Origin of the sequence: Micromonospora sp. LOL_025 (assembly GCF_048060285.1) — a bacterium.
GTDB lineage: Bacteria > Actinomycetota > Actinomycetes > Mycobacteriales > Micromonosporaceae > Micromonospora.
In genome coordinates, this window is sequence record NZ_JBHMIR010000041.1 from 1 (window position 1) to 16,233 (window position 16,233).

At 76.1% G+C, this 16,233-nt stretch carries 14 protein-coding genes and 1 pseudogene; 13 read left to right on the forward strand and 2 right to left on the reverse strand.

What is annotated here, in order from left to right:
- Positions 1 to 579: pseudogene (locus tag ACFHW0_RS29060) on the reverse strand (hypothetical protein); the annotation flags it as partial.
- Between ACFHW0_RS29060 and ACFHW0_RS29065 the strand changes: the two are divergent.
- Complete coding sequence (locus ACFHW0_RS29065) at positions 535 to 1,521, forward strand: tetratricopeptide repeat protein (RefSeq protein ID WP_416612791.1); 987 nt, start codon at positions 535 to 537, stop codon at positions 1,519 to 1,521. The pseudogene ACFHW0_RS29060 and the gene ACFHW0_RS29065 sit on opposite strands and share 45 nt — an antisense overlap.
- Positions 1,518 to 2,534 carry an HAD-IIA family hydrolase gene (locus ACFHW0_RS29070; protein WP_416612748.1) on the forward strand — a complete coding sequence of 339 codons (1,017 nt, stop codon included), beginning with the start codon at positions 1,518 to 1,520 and terminating at the stop codon, positions 2,532 to 2,534. Before ACFHW0_RS29065 ends, ACFHW0_RS29070 begins: the two co-directional genes overlap by 4 nt.
- A gap of 72 nt (positions 2,535 to 2,606) precedes the next feature.
- Here ACFHW0_RS29070 and ACFHW0_RS29075 read toward each other — a convergent pair whose 3' ends face one another.
- The gene (locus ACFHW0_RS29075; RefSeq protein WP_121399196.1) at positions 2,607 to 2,945 is read right to left on the reverse strand and encodes an SCP2 sterol-binding domain-containing protein; all 339 of its coding nucleotides are present in this window, start codon (positions 2,943 to 2,945) and stop codon (positions 2,607 to 2,609) included.
- 113 nt (positions 2,946 to 3,058) lie between these two features.
- Here ACFHW0_RS29075 and ACFHW0_RS29080 point away from each other — a divergent pair, with 113 nt between their 5' ends.
- The 11 genes from ACFHW0_RS29080 (at position 3,059) to ACFHW0_RS29130 (ending at position 16,232) form a co-directional block, all read left to right on the forward strand.
- Positions 3,059 to 3,664 (forward strand): phasin family protein, encoded by a 606-nt coding sequence (locus ACFHW0_RS29080; protein WP_416612750.1) that lies wholly within the window; start codon positions 3,059 to 3,061, stop codon positions 3,662 to 3,664.
- A gap of 28 nt (positions 3,665 to 3,692) precedes the next feature.
- Positions 3,693 to 4,001 carry a hypothetical protein gene (locus ACFHW0_RS29085; RefSeq protein ID WP_416612795.1) on the forward strand — a complete coding sequence of 103 codons (309 nt, stop codon included), beginning with the start codon at positions 3,693 to 3,695 and terminating at the stop codon, positions 3,999 to 4,001.
- Between the two features lie 21 nt (positions 4,002 to 4,022).
- Positions 4,023 to 4,883: a TlyA family RNA methyltransferase gene (locus tag ACFHW0_RS29090; protein ID WP_416612752.1), complete on the forward strand. Its 861-nt coding sequence runs from the start codon at positions 4,023 to 4,025 to the stop codon at positions 4,881 to 4,883.
- 73 nt (positions 4,884 to 4,956) lie between these two features.
- On the forward strand, positions 4,957 to 5,841 hold the full coding sequence (locus ACFHW0_RS29095; protein WP_416612754.1) for an NAD kinase: 885 nt from the start codon (positions 4,957 to 4,959) through the stop codon (positions 5,839 to 5,841).
- Between the two features lie 127 nt (positions 5,842 to 5,968).
- Positions 5,969 to 7,726: a DNA repair protein RecN gene (recN, locus tag ACFHW0_RS29100; protein ID WP_416612756.1), complete on the forward strand. Its 1,758-nt coding sequence runs from the start codon at positions 5,969 to 5,971 to the stop codon at positions 7,724 to 7,726.
- A 119-nt stretch (positions 7,727 to 7,845) separates the two neighbouring features.
- The gene (steA, locus tag ACFHW0_RS29105; protein ID WP_121397662.1) at positions 7,846 to 9,024 is read left to right on the forward strand and encodes a putative cytokinetic ring protein SteA; all 1,179 of its coding nucleotides are present in this window, start codon (positions 7,846 to 7,848) and stop codon (positions 9,022 to 9,024) included.
- Between the two features lie 27 nt (positions 9,025 to 9,051).
- Entirely contained in the window at positions 9,052 to 9,990 is a 939-nt protein-coding gene (locus ACFHW0_RS29110; protein ID WP_416612758.1) for a copper transporter, read from the forward strand.
- Between the two features lie 61 nt (positions 9,991 to 10,051).
- Entirely contained in the window at positions 10,052 to 10,918 is an 867-nt protein-coding gene (locus ACFHW0_RS29115; protein ID WP_416612760.1) for a hypothetical protein, read from the forward strand.
- A gap of 1 nt (position 10,919) precedes the next feature.
- Positions 10,920 to 12,620, forward strand: coding sequence for a murein biosynthesis integral membrane protein MurJ (murJ, locus tag ACFHW0_RS29120; protein WP_416612762.1), 1,701 nt, complete (start codon positions 10,920 to 10,922; stop codon positions 12,618 to 12,620).
- Positions 12,621 to 12,675: 55 nt separating this feature from the next.
- Positions 12,676 to 13,842 (forward strand): glycosyltransferase family 4 protein, encoded by a 1,167-nt coding sequence (locus ACFHW0_RS29125; protein ID WP_416612764.1) that lies wholly within the window; start codon positions 12,676 to 12,678, stop codon positions 13,840 to 13,842.
- Positions 13,842 to 16,232 (forward strand): hypothetical protein, encoded by a 2,391-nt coding sequence (locus tag ACFHW0_RS29130; RefSeq protein ID WP_416612766.1) that lies wholly within the window; start codon positions 13,842 to 13,844, stop codon positions 16,230 to 16,232. The genes ACFHW0_RS29125 and ACFHW0_RS29130 overlap by 1 nt, the downstream gene beginning before the upstream one ends.
- Position 16,233: the final 1 nt, after the last annotated feature.

Here is a 16,233-nt window from a genome sequence, read left to right on the forward strand (position 1 = left end):
GGTTTCCGTGGTGGCGACCGCGACGGTGGCTTCCGTGGCGGTGACCGTCGTGAGGGTGGCGATCGTCCGGGTGGTTTCCGTGGTGGTGACCGTGAGGGTGGCTTCCGTGGCGGTGACCGTCGTGAGGGTGGTTTCCGTTCGGGTCCGCCGCGTGAGGGTGGCTTCCGCCGTGAGGGTGGTGACCGTCCGGGTGGTTTCCGTGGTGGCGACCGCGACGGTGGCTTCCGTGGCGGTGACCGTCGTGAGGGTGGCGATCGTCCGGGCGGTTATCGAGGCGGTGACCGCGAGGGTGGTTACCGAGGTGGGGATCGTCGTGAGGGTGGCGACCGTCCGGGTGGTTTCCGTGGCGGTGACCGCGAGGGCGGCTACCGGGGCGGAGAACGGCAGGACGACCGTCGTGAGGGTGGCTTCCGTGGCGGAGAGCGTCGCGACGAGCGGCGGGAGCGTCCGGCGGCGGAGGGGGAGCGTACGGCGGCCCCCGCGCTGCCCGACGAGATTGTCGCGACCGACCTCGACAAGGACGTCCGGGCCGAGCTGCTCTCGCTGGCGAAGCCGGTCGCCGAGACGGTCGCCCGCCACCTGGTGGCGACTGGTCAGCTGATCGACGAGGACCCGGCCGAGGCGTTGGCGCACGCGCTGGCGGCCCGTCGGCTGGCGTCCCGGATCGCTGCTGTCCGCGAGGCGGTCGGCCTGGCCGCGTACCACGCGGGGGAGTGGCAGACCGCGATCGCGGAACTGCGTACGTACCACCGGATGAGCGGGTTGCAGAGTCACCTGGCGGTGCTCGCGGACTGCGAGCGGGCGCTGGGCCGGCCCGAGCGGGCGATCGACCTGTTCCGTGGCGCGGACCGGGAGAAGCTGGACCAGGCCGTGGCGACCGAGCTGCTGATCGTGGCGGCCGGGGCGCGCGGCGACCTGGGCCAGAAGGACGCCGCCGTGGCCATGCTCCAGGTCCCCGAACTGACGGCCGAGACGGCCGAGCCGTGGACGGCCCGGCTGCGGTACGCGTACGCCGACGCGCTGCTCGCGGTCGGTCGTCGCGACGAGGCCCGCGAGTGGTTCTCCCGGGCCGCCGACGTCGACACCGAGGGCGAGACCGACGCCGCCGAGCGGCTGCTGGAGCTCGACGGTGTGGTGATCGAGGGCGACGAGGAGGACGAGGAGTCTGCCGAGGCGATCGCCGCCGGCCCCGGCGCCCCGGGCGCGGTGCCGGCCCGACCTGACGCCGACCTCGCCGGCGACACGGAGCCGACTGTCGACGAAGACGATGTCGATGACGATGACGACGACGACGACGAAGATGACGATGTCGACGACGACGACGACGAAGACGAAGACGACGACGACGAGCAGGACGGGGCCGCGGTCGCGGCGGTGCCGTCGGACGATCTGGCCGACGACGAGCTGACCGACGACGAGGCGGGCGCCGTCGCCGCCGGGACGCCCGGCGACGACACCGGGACCGCCACCGGCGGTGGCGAGCCCACCGCCTCCGGCGAGTCGGAGACCGCGCGGCGATGACGACGGGTGCCGGGGAACGGCTGGTCGACGGGTACGCCCTGGTCGTCTTCGACCTGGATGGCGTGATCTACCTGATCGACCGGCCGGTCCCCGGTGCGGTCGAGGCGGTCGGCCGGCTGCACGCCGAGGGCCGGTCGGTGGCGTACGCGACCAACAACGCCTCGCGCCGCTCCAGCGAGGTGGCCGACCTGCTCACCGGGATGGGCGTGCCCGCCCGGCCCGAGGAGGTGCTCACCTCCGCGGCGGCCGCTGCCGAGCTGCTTCGCGACCAGCTTCCCGCCGGCGCTCCGGTGCTGGTCGTCGGCACCGAGGCGCTGCGTGCCGAGCTGCGCGCGGTCGGGCTGACCCCGGTGTCGCGGGCCGACGAGTCGCCGGTCGCGGTGGTGCAGGGGTTCGGCCCGCAGGTCTGCTGGGCGGACCTGGCCGAGGCGTCGGTGGCCGTACGCGCCGGTGCGACCTGGGTCGCCACCAACACGGACCCGGCCCTGCCCAGCGGCCGCGGACCACTGCCGGGCAACGGTGCCCTGGTCGCCGTGCTGCGCACCGCGCTCCGCCGGGATCCCGACGTGGTCGTCGGCAAGCCCGAGCCGGCGCTGTTCACCACGGCGGCCCGCCGTGCCGGCGAGGGCCGGACGCTGCTGGTCGGCGACCGGCTGGACACCGACATCGAGGGCGCCCGGCGGGCCGGGCTGGACAGCCTGCTGGTGCTCACGGGTGTGAGTGACGCGGCCGAGCTGCTCGGCGCCCCGCCGCACCGCAGGCCGACGTACGTCTCGATGGACCTGGCGGGGCTCTTCGACCCGGCGGCCGTGGTGCGGGTCCCGGGCCCGGCGGACGCCGGCGGATGGTCGGTGGCCTCGCGGGACGACGCGCTGGAACTGTCCGGGTCGGGCCGCCCGCTGGACGCCCTGGCGGCGCTCTGCGCGACCGCCTGGTCGACGCGGCCGGCCCGGATCCGTCCCGGCTCGGTCGAGGCGGAGAAGGCACTGGCCGAACTCGGCCTGTCGGGCTGACGGCCGCCGGCACCACCGGCCGGATCACGCTGCCCGTCGGCGAGACCGAGCGCCCCGCCCGCCCCGGTGACCTCAGAGCAACTTGCGCAGCTTCATCAGGTCGAGCGGGTTGGCCTTGATCGACACCCGGCGGGACGTGACCGCGCGGGTGATGTCGAGCTCGCCGCGAACCAGTGCGAGCAGGTCGTCGCTGCTGGTGCTCAGCGCGATCTTGGCCTTCGGGTCGTCGCCGTCGGCCAGGTCGACCAGGCGGCCGCCGGAGAGCCGGCCGTGGAAGGCGGTCTCCAGGTCGGTGATCCGGCAGGCCAGCGTCCGGTCGAAGTCGACCTTCTCCCGCACCGTCTCCGCGTTGCGGTCCAGCCGGGCCGCCAGATCCCGCAACGCCTGCCGGCATTCGTCCACGCTGGCCACGATCGCCCCCTCACCGCTCGCCACGCCGTCCCCGGCACCGTACCGCACAGGGCGTCGTGAGGTGCCCGGTAGCGTGGCACCTGCACACCCCCGCCCCGCGGAAGGAATCAGGCATGCAGGACGCGTGGCGCGCCTACCTCGAGCTGGCCATGGGCCTGACGGAGGCGCCCCGGAAGAAGGCCCAGGACGCGGTTCGCCGGGTCGTCGGCTCGGGCGGGGCGACCGCCGCCCAGCTGCAGACCCTCGCCGAGGAGCTGGTCTCCACGGGCGCGGCCAACCGCGAGGCGCTGACCAAGCTGGTGCGGTTCGAAGTGGACCGGGCCCTCGGCGCGGTGGGGCTCGCCACCGCCGACGAGGTCGCCGAGCTGACCCGACGGGTGCACGAACTGGAGCGTCAGCTCCGGGACGCCAGGGCGACCCTCGGCGCCCCGCCGCCCGTGCCCGCCGGCACCGCGGAGCCGGCGCACCCGGTGCCCGCCGGTGCCGCACCCCCGCCCGCCCCGGGCGCCGCCGAACCGGCCGTACCGACCTCCGTGGCCCCCGCCCCGGTGGCGAGGCCGGCCGTCGTGAAGAAGGCGCTGGCCAAGAAGGCGGTCGCGAAGAAGGCGGTGGCCAAGCGGACGCCGTCGGCCCTCGCCCCGACCGAGGGCGCCGCGGAGCCGGTCCGGCCCGCGAAGAAGGCACCGGCCCGCAAGCGTCCGCCGGAGAACGAGGCGTGACGCGCCCGGCCCCGGCCGGGAGCGGGTCGTGAGCGGCCCCTTCCGGCCCGGCCCGCCGCCCGGCGCCCGCCCCGGCCCGCCGGGTGCCGGCCACGGCTCGGCGACCGGTGCCTTCCGCCCCGGCCCGCCGCCCGGTGCCCGGCCGGGCCCGCGCCCCGGTCAGTCGTCGCTGCCGGAGCCCGTCGAGGACCTCGGTGAGGACCGGCATCCCGCGGTGGACGCCGCCGTACGGGCGATGGCCAACGCCGCGACGCTCGCCCCGGCCGACCAGATCGCGCAGTACGAGGCGGCGTACGAGACGCTGCGGGAAACCCTCGCCACCATCGACCAGACCTGACCGACCGGAGAAGAACCACGCATGGCACGTCGTAACCGGTTGGACGCCGAACTCGTCCGCCGCGGGCTGGCCCGGTCCCGGGAACAGGCCGCCGCGCTGGTGGAGGCCGGCCGGGTCCAGTTGCGCGGCGTGCCGGCCCGCAAGCCCGCGGCGATGGTCGACCCCGCCGATCCACTCCTGGTCACCGGCGAGGACCCCAGCGCGGAGTACGTCTCCCGGGGCGGGCACAAGCTGGCCGGCGCGTTGGCCGCCTTCGCCCCGGGTGGGCTGACGGTGGCCGGCCGGCGGTGCCTGGACGCGGGTGCCTCCACCGGCGGCTTCACCGACGTGCTGCTGCGCGCCGACGCGGCCGAGGTGGTCGCGGTCGACGTCGGCTACGGGCAGCTCGCCTGGCCGCTGCGCAACGATCCCCGGGTGCGGGTCTTCGAGCGCACCAACGTCCGTACGCTGACGCCGGAGGCCGTCGGCGGCCCGGTCGACCTCACCGTCGCCGACCTGTCGTTCATCTCCCTGCGGCTGGTGCTGCCGGCGCTGGCCGGCTGCACCCGGCCCGACGGTGACCTGGCGCTGATGGTGAAGCCGCAGTTCGAGGTCGGCAAGGAGCGGGTGGGCGCCGGCGGGGTGGTCCGGGACCCGTCGCTGCGCGCGGAGGCCGTGCTCGACGTGGCCGCCGCGGCGGCCCGGCTCGACCTCGGCCTGGCCGACGTGGCCGCGAGTCCGCTGCCGGGGCCGAGCGGCAACGTCGAGTTCTTCGTATGGTTACGCCGGGGCGCACCGCCGGCCGACCCGGAGCGGGTGCGCGCGGTGGTGACCGCCGGGCCGGGTGGTCCGGTCCCGTCCGGCGACCGGCCGGACGCGGCGACGGAGGAGGTGGCCGGGTGAGCGAGCTGGCGAGCCCTGCGGTCGCGGGCGTGCCGCGCGGAGGTCGCGCGGTCGTGACGGGACGGCCGTCCCGGTGAGCCGCACGGCGCTGCTGGTGACGCACACCGGTCGCCGGCGCAGCACCGAGCACGCGCGCGCCGTCGCCGCCGACCTGATCTCGGCCGGCTTCGAGGTGCGGGTCGTGGCCGAGGAGGCCGACGACCTCGACCTGCCCGGGGTGGTTCCGATGGCCGGCCCCGAGGCGGCCGAGGGCGCGGAGATCGTCTTCGCGCTCGGTGGGGACGGCACCTTCCTGCGGGCGGCGGAGCTGGCCCGCCCGGCGAAGGTGCCGCTGATCGGCATCAACCTCGGCAAGGTCGGGTTCCTCGCCGAGGCCGAGATCGACGACCTGGACATCGCGGTACGCGACGTGGTCGAGCGCAACTACACCGTCGACGAGCGGCTCACCCTCGACGTGACCGCCGAGTTCGACGGCGGCCCGACCATCGAGTCCTGGGCGCTCAACGAGATCAGCGTCGAGAAGGGCGAGCGCGCCCAGATGTTGGAGCTGCTCGTCGACGTGGACGGTCGCCCGCTGTCGCGCTACGGCTGCGACGGCGTGGTCTGCGCGACCCCCACCGGCTCGACGGCGTACGCGTTCTCCGGCGGTGGGCCGGTGGTCTGGCCGGAGGTGGAGGCGCTGCTGCTGGTGCCGATCAGCGCGCACGCGCTGTTCAGCCGGCCGCTGGTCACCGCGCCCACCTCCACGTTCGCCATCACCGTCGACCCGTTCACCACCCTCGCTGTGATGTCCTGCGACGGCCGACGGGTCTACGACCTGCCGCCCGGGGCGCGGGTCACCGTGCGGCGCGGCGCGCTGCCGGTGCGCGTCGTACGGCTGCGGGACCGCCCGTTCACCGACCGGCTGGTGGCGAAGTTCGACCTGCCCGTGCACGGCTGGCGCGGCAACCGCCGGTGACCCGGGGGCCGGGGCGGCGCTGACGGGCCGCACCCGGGCCGCCCCGGCGGGGTGTCGGCGGGCCGACGCACCGGCGCGCCCACGCCGGCTGGTCAAGTGTCGGGGGCCGCGTCTACTGTCGGGTGCTGTGCTGGAAGAGCTGCGCATCACCGGACTGGGCGTCATCGAGGACACCACGCTGCCGTTGACCGGCGGCATGAACGTCATCACGGGCGAGACCGGAGCGGGCAAGACCATGGTGGTCACCGGCCTCGGCCTGCTCTTCGGCGGGCGCGCCGACGCCGGGCGGGTGCGCGCCCAGCCGGGCCGGGCGGTGGTCGAGGGCCGGCTGCGGCTCGAGGGCCGCGTCGCCGCCACCGTGCACGCGCGGATCACCGACGCGGGCGGTGAGCCCGACGAGGACGGCTCGGTGCTGCTCAGCCGCACCGTCACGGTGGAGGGCCGCTCCCGGGCGCACCTGGGCGGGCGGAGCATGCCGGTGTCGATGCTCGGCGAGGTCGGCGAGCAGGCGGTGGCCGTGCACGGCCAGTCCGACCAGCTGCGGCTGCTGCGGCCGGCCGAGCAGCGGGCCGCGCTGGACCGCTTCGCCGGCGCGGAGCACGAGAAGCTGCTCGACGCGCTGCGCGAGGCGTACGCCCGCTGGCGCGCGGTGGTCGACGACCTGACCGACCGGCGGCGCAACGCCCGCGAGCGCAACCAGGAGGCCGACCTGCTGCGGCTCGGCCTCGACGAGATCACCCGGGTCGACCCGCAGCCCGGCGAGGACGACGAGCTGAAGGCGGAGGCGCAGCGGCTGGAGCACGCCGAGGGGCTGCGCACCGCGGCGCAGGTGGCCCACCAGTGCGTGGCCGGCGGCGTGGAGGCGACCGACGAGACCCCGGACGCGGCGGCGTTGCTCGGCACCGCCCGTCGCACCCTGGAGGCGCAGGCCGGCACGGATCCGGCGCTGGGTGAGCTGGCGGGGCGGCTGGAGGAGGCGGCGACCCTCGTCACGGACGTCTCCGCCGAGCTGTCGGCCTACCTCGCCGCGCTGGACGCCGACCCGGCCCGGTTGCAGACCGTCTACGAGCGGCGGGCGGCGCTGCGCGCGCTCACCCGCAAGTACGCCGACGACGTCGACGGGGTGATCGCCTGGGCCGAGCGTGCCCGCACCCGGCTGTCCGACCTGGACACCTCCGACGACCTCCTGGACGAGCTGGACCGGGAGGCCTCCCGGCTGGCCGCCGAGGTGGCCGACCTGGCCGGCCGGGTGTCGACGTCGCGGCAGGAGGCGGCGACCCGCTTCGCCGAGCAGGTCACCGTCGAGCTGGCCGGGCTGGCCATGCCGCACGCCCGGATCGAGGTGGCGGTGCTGCCCCGCGCGGCCGGCCGCACCGAGCCCACCCTGACGGTCAACGGCACCGAGGTCGGCGTCGGCCCGGACGGCGGCGACGAGGTCGAACTGCGCCTGCTGGCCCATCCGGGCGCGCCCTCGCTGCCGTTGCAGCGCGGCGCCTCCGGCGGTGAGCTGTCCCGGGTGATGCTCGCCATCGAGGTGGTCTTCGCCGGCTCGGGCGGGCCGCCCACGCTGGTCTTCGACGAGGTCGACGCCGGGGTCGGCGGCCAGGCCGCGGTGGAGATCGGCCGGCGGCTGGCCCGGCTGGCCCGCAGCCACCAGGTGCTGGTCGTCACCCACCTGCCACAGGTGGCCGCGTTCGCCGACCGGCACCTGGTGGTGGCGAAGGACACGGGCGGGGCGGTCACCACGAGCGGGGTCCGGGTCGTGGAGGACACCGAGCGCGCCCGGGAGCTCGCCCGCATGCTCGCGGGTTTGCCCGACTCCGACCTGGGTATCGCGCACGCCGAGGAACTTCTCGCCGTGGCGGCCAGGGAAAGGCGCCCGTGAGGTCGGCGATTGTGAGCACAGGCACACCGGCCTGCGCGTTAGTGTGCTTCCCTGGGTAGGCGGCCCTGCTCAGGCATGTCGCGACAGAATTGCCTGCCTCACATGCCAGGATGGTCACGATGCGTCTACCCACGTTGCGCCGGACCCGGAACGCGGAACCGGGCAGGATCCTCGGCACCGCACGCCTCGACCGCCGGACAAAACGCCTGGTCGGCCGGCTCCGCCCCGGTGACATCGCGGTCATCGACCACGTCGATCTCGACCGTGTCGCCGCCGACTCGCTCGTCGCCGTCGGTGTCGGCGCCGTGCTCAACGCGAAGCCGTCGGTCTCCGGCCGCTACCCCAACCTGGGGCCCGAGGTGCTGGTCGCCGCCGGCATCCCGCTCCTGGACGACCTGGGGGAGGGGGTCTTCGAGCGAATCCGCGAGGGCGACACCGTCCGGATCGAGGGCAACACCGTCTTCCTCGGCGACGAGCCGGTGGCGCACGGCAGCCTCCAGGACGCCGAGACGGTGGCCAAGTCGATGGCCGACGCCCGGGAGGGGCTCTCGGTCCAGTTGGAGGCGTTCGCCGCCAACACGATGGACTACCTCCGCCAGGAGCGCGACCTGCTCCTCGACGGGGTCGGCGTGCCGGAGATCCAGACCGAGATGCAGGGGCGGCACTGCCTGATCGTGGTGCGCGGCTACGACTACAAGGCCGACCTGGACGTGCTGCGCCCCTACATCCGCGAGTTCAAGCCGGTCCTGATCGGCGTCGACGGCGGCGCGGACGCGCTGGTGGAGGCCGGCTACACGCCGGACATGATCATCGGCGACATGGACTCGGTCACCGACGACGTGCTGCGCTGCGGCGCCGAGGTGATCGTGCACGCCTACCCGGACGGCCGGGCGCCCGGCCTGGCCCGGGTCAACGGCCTCGGCGTGCCGGCGGTGACCTTCCCGGCGGCGGCGACCAGCGAGGACCTGGCGATGCTGCTGGCCGACGAGAAGGGCGCCTCGCTGCTGGTCGCCGTCGGCACCCACGCCACGCTTGTCGAGTTCCTCGACAAGGGCCGTGGCGGGATGGCCTCGACGTTCCTGACCCGGCTCAAGGTCGGCGGCAAGCTGGTCGACGCCAAGGGCGTGAGCCGGCTCTACCGGCAGAGCATCTCCGGGTCGTCGCTGCTGCTGCTGGTGCTCTCCGCGATCGCGGCGATGGCCTCGGCGGTGGCGGTCTCCACCGTCGGCAAGGCGTATTTGGGCGTGGTCTCCGAGTGGTGGAACAATTTCGTGTTCCAGCTCGAACAGCTTTTCTAGCGTCCCACCGACCAAGAGGCGACAGGTGTGATCAACTTCCGGTACCACGTGGTGTCCCTGACCGCGGTCTTCCTCGCGTTGGCGATCGGTCTCGTGGTCGGCACCGCCGCCCTGAACGGCCCGGTGGCCGACTCGCTCAAGGAGAACGTCAACGCGCTGCGCAAGGACAACCAGCAGATGCGCCAGGCGGTGCAGAGCATGGAGAAGGAGCTCGAGCTCGAGGAGGACTTCGCCGCCCAGATCGCGGAGGTCGTCCTGCCGGGCACGCTGACCGGCAAGCGGGTGCTGGTCGTCAGCCTGCCCACCGGGCGCGACCACACCGAGGGTGTGGTCAAGATGCTCCAGCTCGCCGGGGCCCAGGTGACCGGCCGCATCGACCTGCAGGACAAGTTCATCAACCCGGACAACAACAACAACCTGCTGGAGCTGGCGGTCACCGCCGCGCGCCCCACCAGCGCGCCGACCGCCGGGCTGCCCGGCAACGGGCACGGGGTGGAGACCTCGACCGCCCTGCTGGCCAGCGTGCTGCTCGACCGGGCGCCCGGCGCGACCCCGGTCAGCGAGGCCGACCGGCGGGCGGTGCTGGCCGCGTACACCAACGCCAACTACCTGACCACGGAGGACCGGGTCGCCGCGCCGGCGGAGGCCGTCGTCCTGGTCAGCGGGCAGCCGTACGTGGACAAGGACTCGGCGAAGAAGGACGAGTCGGTGCTCAAGGTCGCCGAGCAGCTCGACCAGGCGGGGACGCTCGTCGTCGGCGGCAACGGCTCGGCCGGGGGCAACCTGGTGGCCGCCGTCCGGAGCGACCCGGTCCTGGTGCAGGCCATCTCGACCGTCGACAACGCCAACACCGTCCAGGGCCAGCTGGTCACCGCCCTCGCGCTGGTGCAACAGGTCACCGAAAAGAAGGCCGGTCAGTACGGTGTCGCCGACAACGCCACCCTGCTGCCTAGACTGCCCCAGTGAGCGAACGACGTACCCCGGTGTCCGGATCCAGCTTCGCCGACGTACGACGGGAGGGACGCGCGTGAGCCTGCTCGGTCGACTGCTGATCGCCGGCGCGGGCGCCGCCGCCGCCCGGTACGCGCTGCGCGAGGTGCGCACCTCACCGGCCGGGCCCGCGCTCGACCGGACCAACTTCCGCGGCCGCACGGTGACCCTGGCCGCCGGTCCCGCGCTCGCGGCCGGTGCCGCCGCGACGGGCGCGTTCGGCGCCTCCAGCGGCCCCTCCGGAGCCGCGGCCCTGGTCGCCGGGGTGGGCGCCGGGGCGGTCGGCCTCTACGACGACGTGGTCGGCGCCCGGCCGGAGCAGAAGGCGGCCAAGGGCTTCGCCGGGCACCTGGCCGCGCTGCGCGAGGGCCGGGTCACCGCCGGGCTGGTCAAGGTCGTCGGAGTGGGGGCCGCCGGCCTCGGCGCCGCCGCGCTGCTCGCCGCCGACCCACGGGTCGCCGGGCACCGGCGCCGCCAGCGGCAGGGCCCGCTGGGCCGGGGCGTCGACGTGCTGCTCGGCGCCGGTGTCATCGCCGGCACGGCGAACCTGCTCAACCTGCTGGACCTGCGGCCCGGCCGGGCGCTGAAGTCCGGCCTCCTGCTCGGCGCCCCGCTGACCGGCGGCCCGCACGGCGGGATCGCCGCCGGTGCCGTCGGCGCCGCCGCCGGGCTGCTCCCCGCCGATCTCGGCGAGGACGTGATGCTCGGCGACAGCGGCGCGAACGCGCTCGGCGCGCTGCTCGGCGTGGCGCTGGCCGCGCGTACCGGACCGGTCGGGCGGGCCGGGCTGCTCGCCGTGCTCGCGGGCCTCACCGCGGCCAGCGAGAAGGTCAGCTTCACCCAGGTCATCCAGCGCACCCCCGGGCTGCGCGAGCTCGACGCACTGGGCCGGCGCGCCGACTGACGTGACGACCCCGGCACCCCTCGCCGGCGCCGGCCGCGTCGCCGGAGCGGCCGCGCTCATCGCCGTACTCACCGTCCTCAGCCGGCTCGCCGGCTTCGGCCGCACCGCCGTCTTCACCTGGGTCGTGCAGAAGAGCGACCTCGGCGGCATGTACGTCATCGCCAACACCGCGCCGAACATCATCTTCGAGATCGTGGCCGGTGGCGCGTTGGCGAGCCTGGTCGTACCGCTGCTGGCCGGGCCGGTCGCGGCCGGCGACCGGCGCGCGGTGTCCGCCACCACCGGGGCCCTGCTCACCTGGACGGTCACCCTGCTGGTGCCGCTGGCCGTCCTGGTCGCGGTGGCGGCCGGCCCGATCGTGTCGCTGCTCAGCGAGGGGCGCTCCGAGACCGAGTTGGTGGCCGGAGCGCGGATGCTGCGGGTCTTCGCCCCGCAGTTGCCGCTCTACGGCGTCGGCATCGTGCTCACCGGGGTGCTCCAGGCGCACCGCCGCTTCGCCTGGCCGGTGATCGCGCCGCTGCTGTCCAGCCTCACCGTGATCGTGGTCTATCTCGCCTTCGGCGGCGCCGAGGGACGCGGCGCGAGCGTGGCGCAGGTGAGCCGCGGCAGTGAGCTGATCCTGTCCGCCGGTACCACGCTGGGCGTGGTGGTGCTGTCACTGTCGCTGCTGATCCCGCTGCGCCGGTTGGGCCTGCGGCCACGCCCCGGCTACGCGTTTCCGCCCGACGCCCGGGCGCGGGTGGGCGGGCTGGCGATGGCCGGGGCTGTCACCGTCACCGCGCAGCAGCTTGCGCTGCTGGTGCTGCTCAACCGCGTCTCCGGCGGCCCGACCGGTTCGCCGCAGGTGTTCAACCTGGCCCAGACCATGTACCTGCTGCCCTGGGCGGTGCTGGCGGTACCCCTGGCGGTGGCGGCGTACCCGACGCTGGCGACCGCCGCGGCGGCGGGTCGGGACGACGACTACCGGCGCACACTCTCCTCGACCCTGCGCGGGGTGCTGCTGTTCAGCTGCCTCGGCGCGGCGGCACTGGTCGGCACGGCCGCGCCGGTCGCCGCGTTCTTCTACCCGGACGACCCGGGCTCCACCGCCGCGGCCATCGTCGGTTTCGCCCCCGGGCTGCTCGGCTACGGCCTCTTCGCGGTGCTCTCCCGCGCCCTCTACGCACGGGGCGACACCCGCCCGGCGACTGTCGCGATCACCGCCGGTTGGTTGGCGGTGCCGGTGGTGGCGGTGCCGCTGGCGGTCCTCCTGCCGGTGGCGGACCGGGTGCTGGCGGTCGCCCTGGCCAACTCGGTCGGGATGGTGCTGCTCGGCGGGCTGCTGCTCGTCGCGGTGCGGCGCTCGGCCGGACGCCCCGCGCTCGCCGGCGCCGGTCGGGCCGGCGCCGCCGGACTGCTCGCCGGAACCCTGGCCGCGCTCGCCGGAACGGCCGTCGCCCGTTGGCTCGACGCGGCCGCCGGCGGCACCCCGACGACACCGGGCGCACTCGTGCAGGGCATGCTGTCCGGAGTCCTGGTCGGCGTCGTGTTCCTCGCCGTCGTCTGGCTGGTCGACCGGCGGGACGTGACGCCGCTGCTCGCCGGGGTGCTCCGGCGGCTGGGCAGGGCGGGCCGGCGTGGGCCGGCGGCCCCCGCCGATGGGACGGGCGAGGGCGACATCCCCCCGGAACGGGGTGGCGGGAAGGAGACGGTGTCCCGGTGAGCGGGTGCAGGACGGGTGACCGGCCGACGACTACCGACGAACGGGGGTGGTCGCGGTGACGCAACCGGCACCGGTTCCCGGCTGGCGCGGCACGGTGGCCCTGCTGCTCGCCTCCAGCACCGGTGGCGTCGGGCAGCACGTCCGCTCGCTGGCCGGGGGCCTGACCGCCGCGGGCACCTCCGTGCTGGTCTGCGGCCCCGCCGCGACGCAGGAGCAGTTCGACTTCACGGGCGTCGGCGCCCGGTTCCTGCCGGTGGAGATCCCGGCCAGCCCGACCGCGGCCGACGCCCGCGCGGTCACCGCGCTGCGCCGGGCCCTCGCCGCCGAACCGGTCGACGTGCTGCACGCCCACGGCCTGCGCGCCGGGCTCGTCGCCGTGCTCGCCCGCCCGGCCGCCCCGCTCGTGGTCACCTGGCACAACGCGGTGCTCGCCGGCGGTCTGCGCGGTGGCGTGTCCCGCCTCGTCGAGCGGGTCGTCGCCCGGGGCGCCCGGGTGGCGCTCGGCGCCTCCACCGACCTGGTCGAGCGGGCCACCGCGCTGGGCGCGGCGGACGCCCGGCTCGCCCCGGTCGCCGCGCCGGCACTGCCCGCGCCGCGCCGCCGCCGGGCCGCCGTCCGCGCCGAGTTCGGCGTCGGCCAGGACCGGCCACTGATCCTCTCCGTGGGCCGGCTGCACCCGCAGAAGCGGTACGACGTGCTGGTCGACGCGGCCGCCCGGTGGCGTACCCGGACCCCCGCGCCGGTCGTGGTGATCGCCGGCAGCGGACCCGCCTATCTGCCGTTGGCCGCCCGGATCTCCGCCGCCCGGGCCCCGGTGACCCTGCTCGGGCACCGCACCGACGTGGCCGACCTGCTCGCCGGGGCCGACCTGGCGGTGGTGACCAGCGACTGGGAGGCCCGCCAGCTCTTCGCGCAGGAGGCGATGCGGGCCGGCGTACCGCTGGTGGCGACGGCGGTCGGCGGCCTGCCGGAGCTGGTCGGCGACGCCGCGGTGCTGGTGCCGTCGGGGGACGTGGACGCCGTCGACGCGGCCGTGCGTGCCCTGCTCGACGACGAGGCCGGGCGGGCCGAGCTGGGGCGGCGCGGCGCCGCCCGGGCCGCCACCTGGCCCACCGAGGCGGACACCCTGGCCCAGTTGGCGGCGCTCTACGCCGAGCTGGCCCCGCACGGCGCCGGACCGGCCGCTCCCGGCGCCGACGCCCCGTCGACGGGACGCCGCTGATGCGGCGCAGAATCGCCCCGATCCTGCTGACCCTGGTCGTGGTGGCGCTGGGCATCACCGCGCTGACCGCCCGCCCCGAACGCCAGGCGTCGCCCCCCGGGCGCACCGCCGACTTCGTGGTGCTGGTCGGGGTCGCCGGGCTGCGCTGGGAGGACGTCGACCCGCAGACCACGCCGACGCTGTGGCGGATGGCCCAGGAGGGCTCGATCGGCTCTCTGTCGGTCCGTTCCGCGCACCGGCCGACCTGCCCGGTGGACGGTTGGCTGACCCTCGGCGCCGGCAGCTACGCCGCCTGGAACGGCAGCCGCCAGGCCGGAGGCTGTCCACCGGCCCAGGTGACGGTCGAGCAGCCCGACGGCATCGGCGCGAACCTGCCCGACCAGGAGAGCGTCGTCCTGCACAACCAGGAGCGGTTGCCCTGGGGCACGGTGCCCGGCGCGCTGTCGGAGTCGGTGCGCTGCTCGGTGGCGGTCGGGCCCGGCGCGGCCGTGGCCGCCGCCCGACCGTTCGGCCGCGTCGACCGGTACGCGCCGGCGCTCCCGGCGGACCCGGCGGGCCTGCTCGGCTCCTGCGTGCTGAGCATCGTCGACCTCGGCACGGTCACCGGTGAGGACCCGGCGGCCCGGGCCGCGGTCGCGCGTGAGGCGGACGCCCGCCTGGCCCGGGTGCTGGCCGCCCGGCCGCCCCGCTCGCTGGTGATCGTCGCCGGGGTGTCCGACACCGACGCCCCGTCCCGGCTGCACGTCGCCGTCGCCGACGGGCCGGGCTGGGAACGCGGGTGGCTCACCTCGGCCAGCACCGGCCGCGAGGGCTACCTGCAACTGGTCGACCTCGCGCCGACCGCGCTCACCGCGCTGGGCCGGCCGATGCCGGAACGGCTCTTCCTCGGCCGGCCGGCCGAGTCGGTCGGCGGGCGGCCGGCGGACCTCGCCGCCGCGATCGCCGCGCCTGCGGACGCCGACCGGGAGGCGGCCGCCCAGCGCCGCGTGGCCGACTGGTTCTTCACGCTGCTGGCCGGCGCCCAGGTGCTGCTGGCCGTGGCGGTGCTGCCGCTGCTGCGCCGGGCCCGCCGGCACGCCGGCCCGTACGGCCCGGAGCCGGTCTCGCGGCGGGTGGTGGCGGTCGTGGAGCTGCTGCTGATCGCGGCGGCCCTCGCCGTCCCGGCGGCCCTGCTGGCCGACGCCGTGCCCTGGTGGCGCGGGGACCACGCGGGCGTCTACTTCGCCGGGGTGACCGTGCTGCTGCTGGTCGCCGCGACCGCCGTGGTGCGGCTCGCGCCGGGGCACGCGAGCACCCTCGGTCCGCTCGGTGCGGTGGCCGGCCTCACCACGCTGGCCGTGGGGCTGGACGTGCTCACCGGCGCCCGCCTCCAGCTCAACGGGGTGGTCGGCTACTCCGCCCTGGAGGGCGGCCGGTACGCCGGGCTGGGCACCGTCGGGCTCGGGGTGTTCCTGGCCGGCTCCCTGCTGAGCGCGGGGTGGCTGGCCCAGCGGGTCCGCCGGTCCTGGCGGCCGCCCGTGATGGTGGCCGTCGGCGGCGCCGCCGTGCTGGTCGTCGGCAGCCCGTACCTGGGGTCCGACCCGATCGGCGCGATCGCGCTGACCGCCGGGCTGAGCGTCGCCGCGGCGATCAGCGCCGGTGGCTGGCTGACGATCAGCAGGCTGGCCTGGGCCACCATGGCCGGGCTCGCGCTGACCATCGGCTTCGCGGTGCTCGACCTGCGCCGGCCCGCCGCCGAGCGGGGCAGCCTCGGCCGGTTCCTGGCCGCCGTCGGCGACGGCACGGGCGGGCTCACCGTGCACCGCTCCAGCACGGCCAACTTCGAGACCCTGGTCAACAGCCCGCTGACGGTACTGGCCCTGGCCGGTGCCCTGCTGGTCTGGTTCGCCCTGCTCCAGCCGTGGGGTGGGCTGATGCGGCTGTTCGGCATCTACCCGGCGATGCGGGCGGCGATGGCCGGCACCGCCGTCGCCGCGGTGATCGGCGGGGTGCTGGGTGGCGACGCCCTGGACGTGGCCGGCGCGGCCGCCGCCCTGGTGGTGCCGATGGCGGCGCTGGCCGCGCTGCGGGTGCTCGACCACTCCACCGACCGCACGCTGCCCGACGCGGACCGCCCGCGCGACGAGGGGCCCGGCGGTACGGGCGACGGCTCGGGCGGTGACGCCGGCGGGGGGCCGGACGGCGACGGCCCGGACCGGCCGGCACCGGCGGACGCGGGGCCGGGCGCCACCCGTACCGCGGATGCGGGCGCGGGACCGGCCGCGGCGCCGGCGCCCCCGGCCCCGCGCGCCCCGGGCCCGGCGACCGGGGCGTCCGGGCCGACGGCCGGGACCGGCGCGGGGAAGCACGCGCCGGCCGGTCGGGCATCGATCGAGGTCACCGCCACCTGAG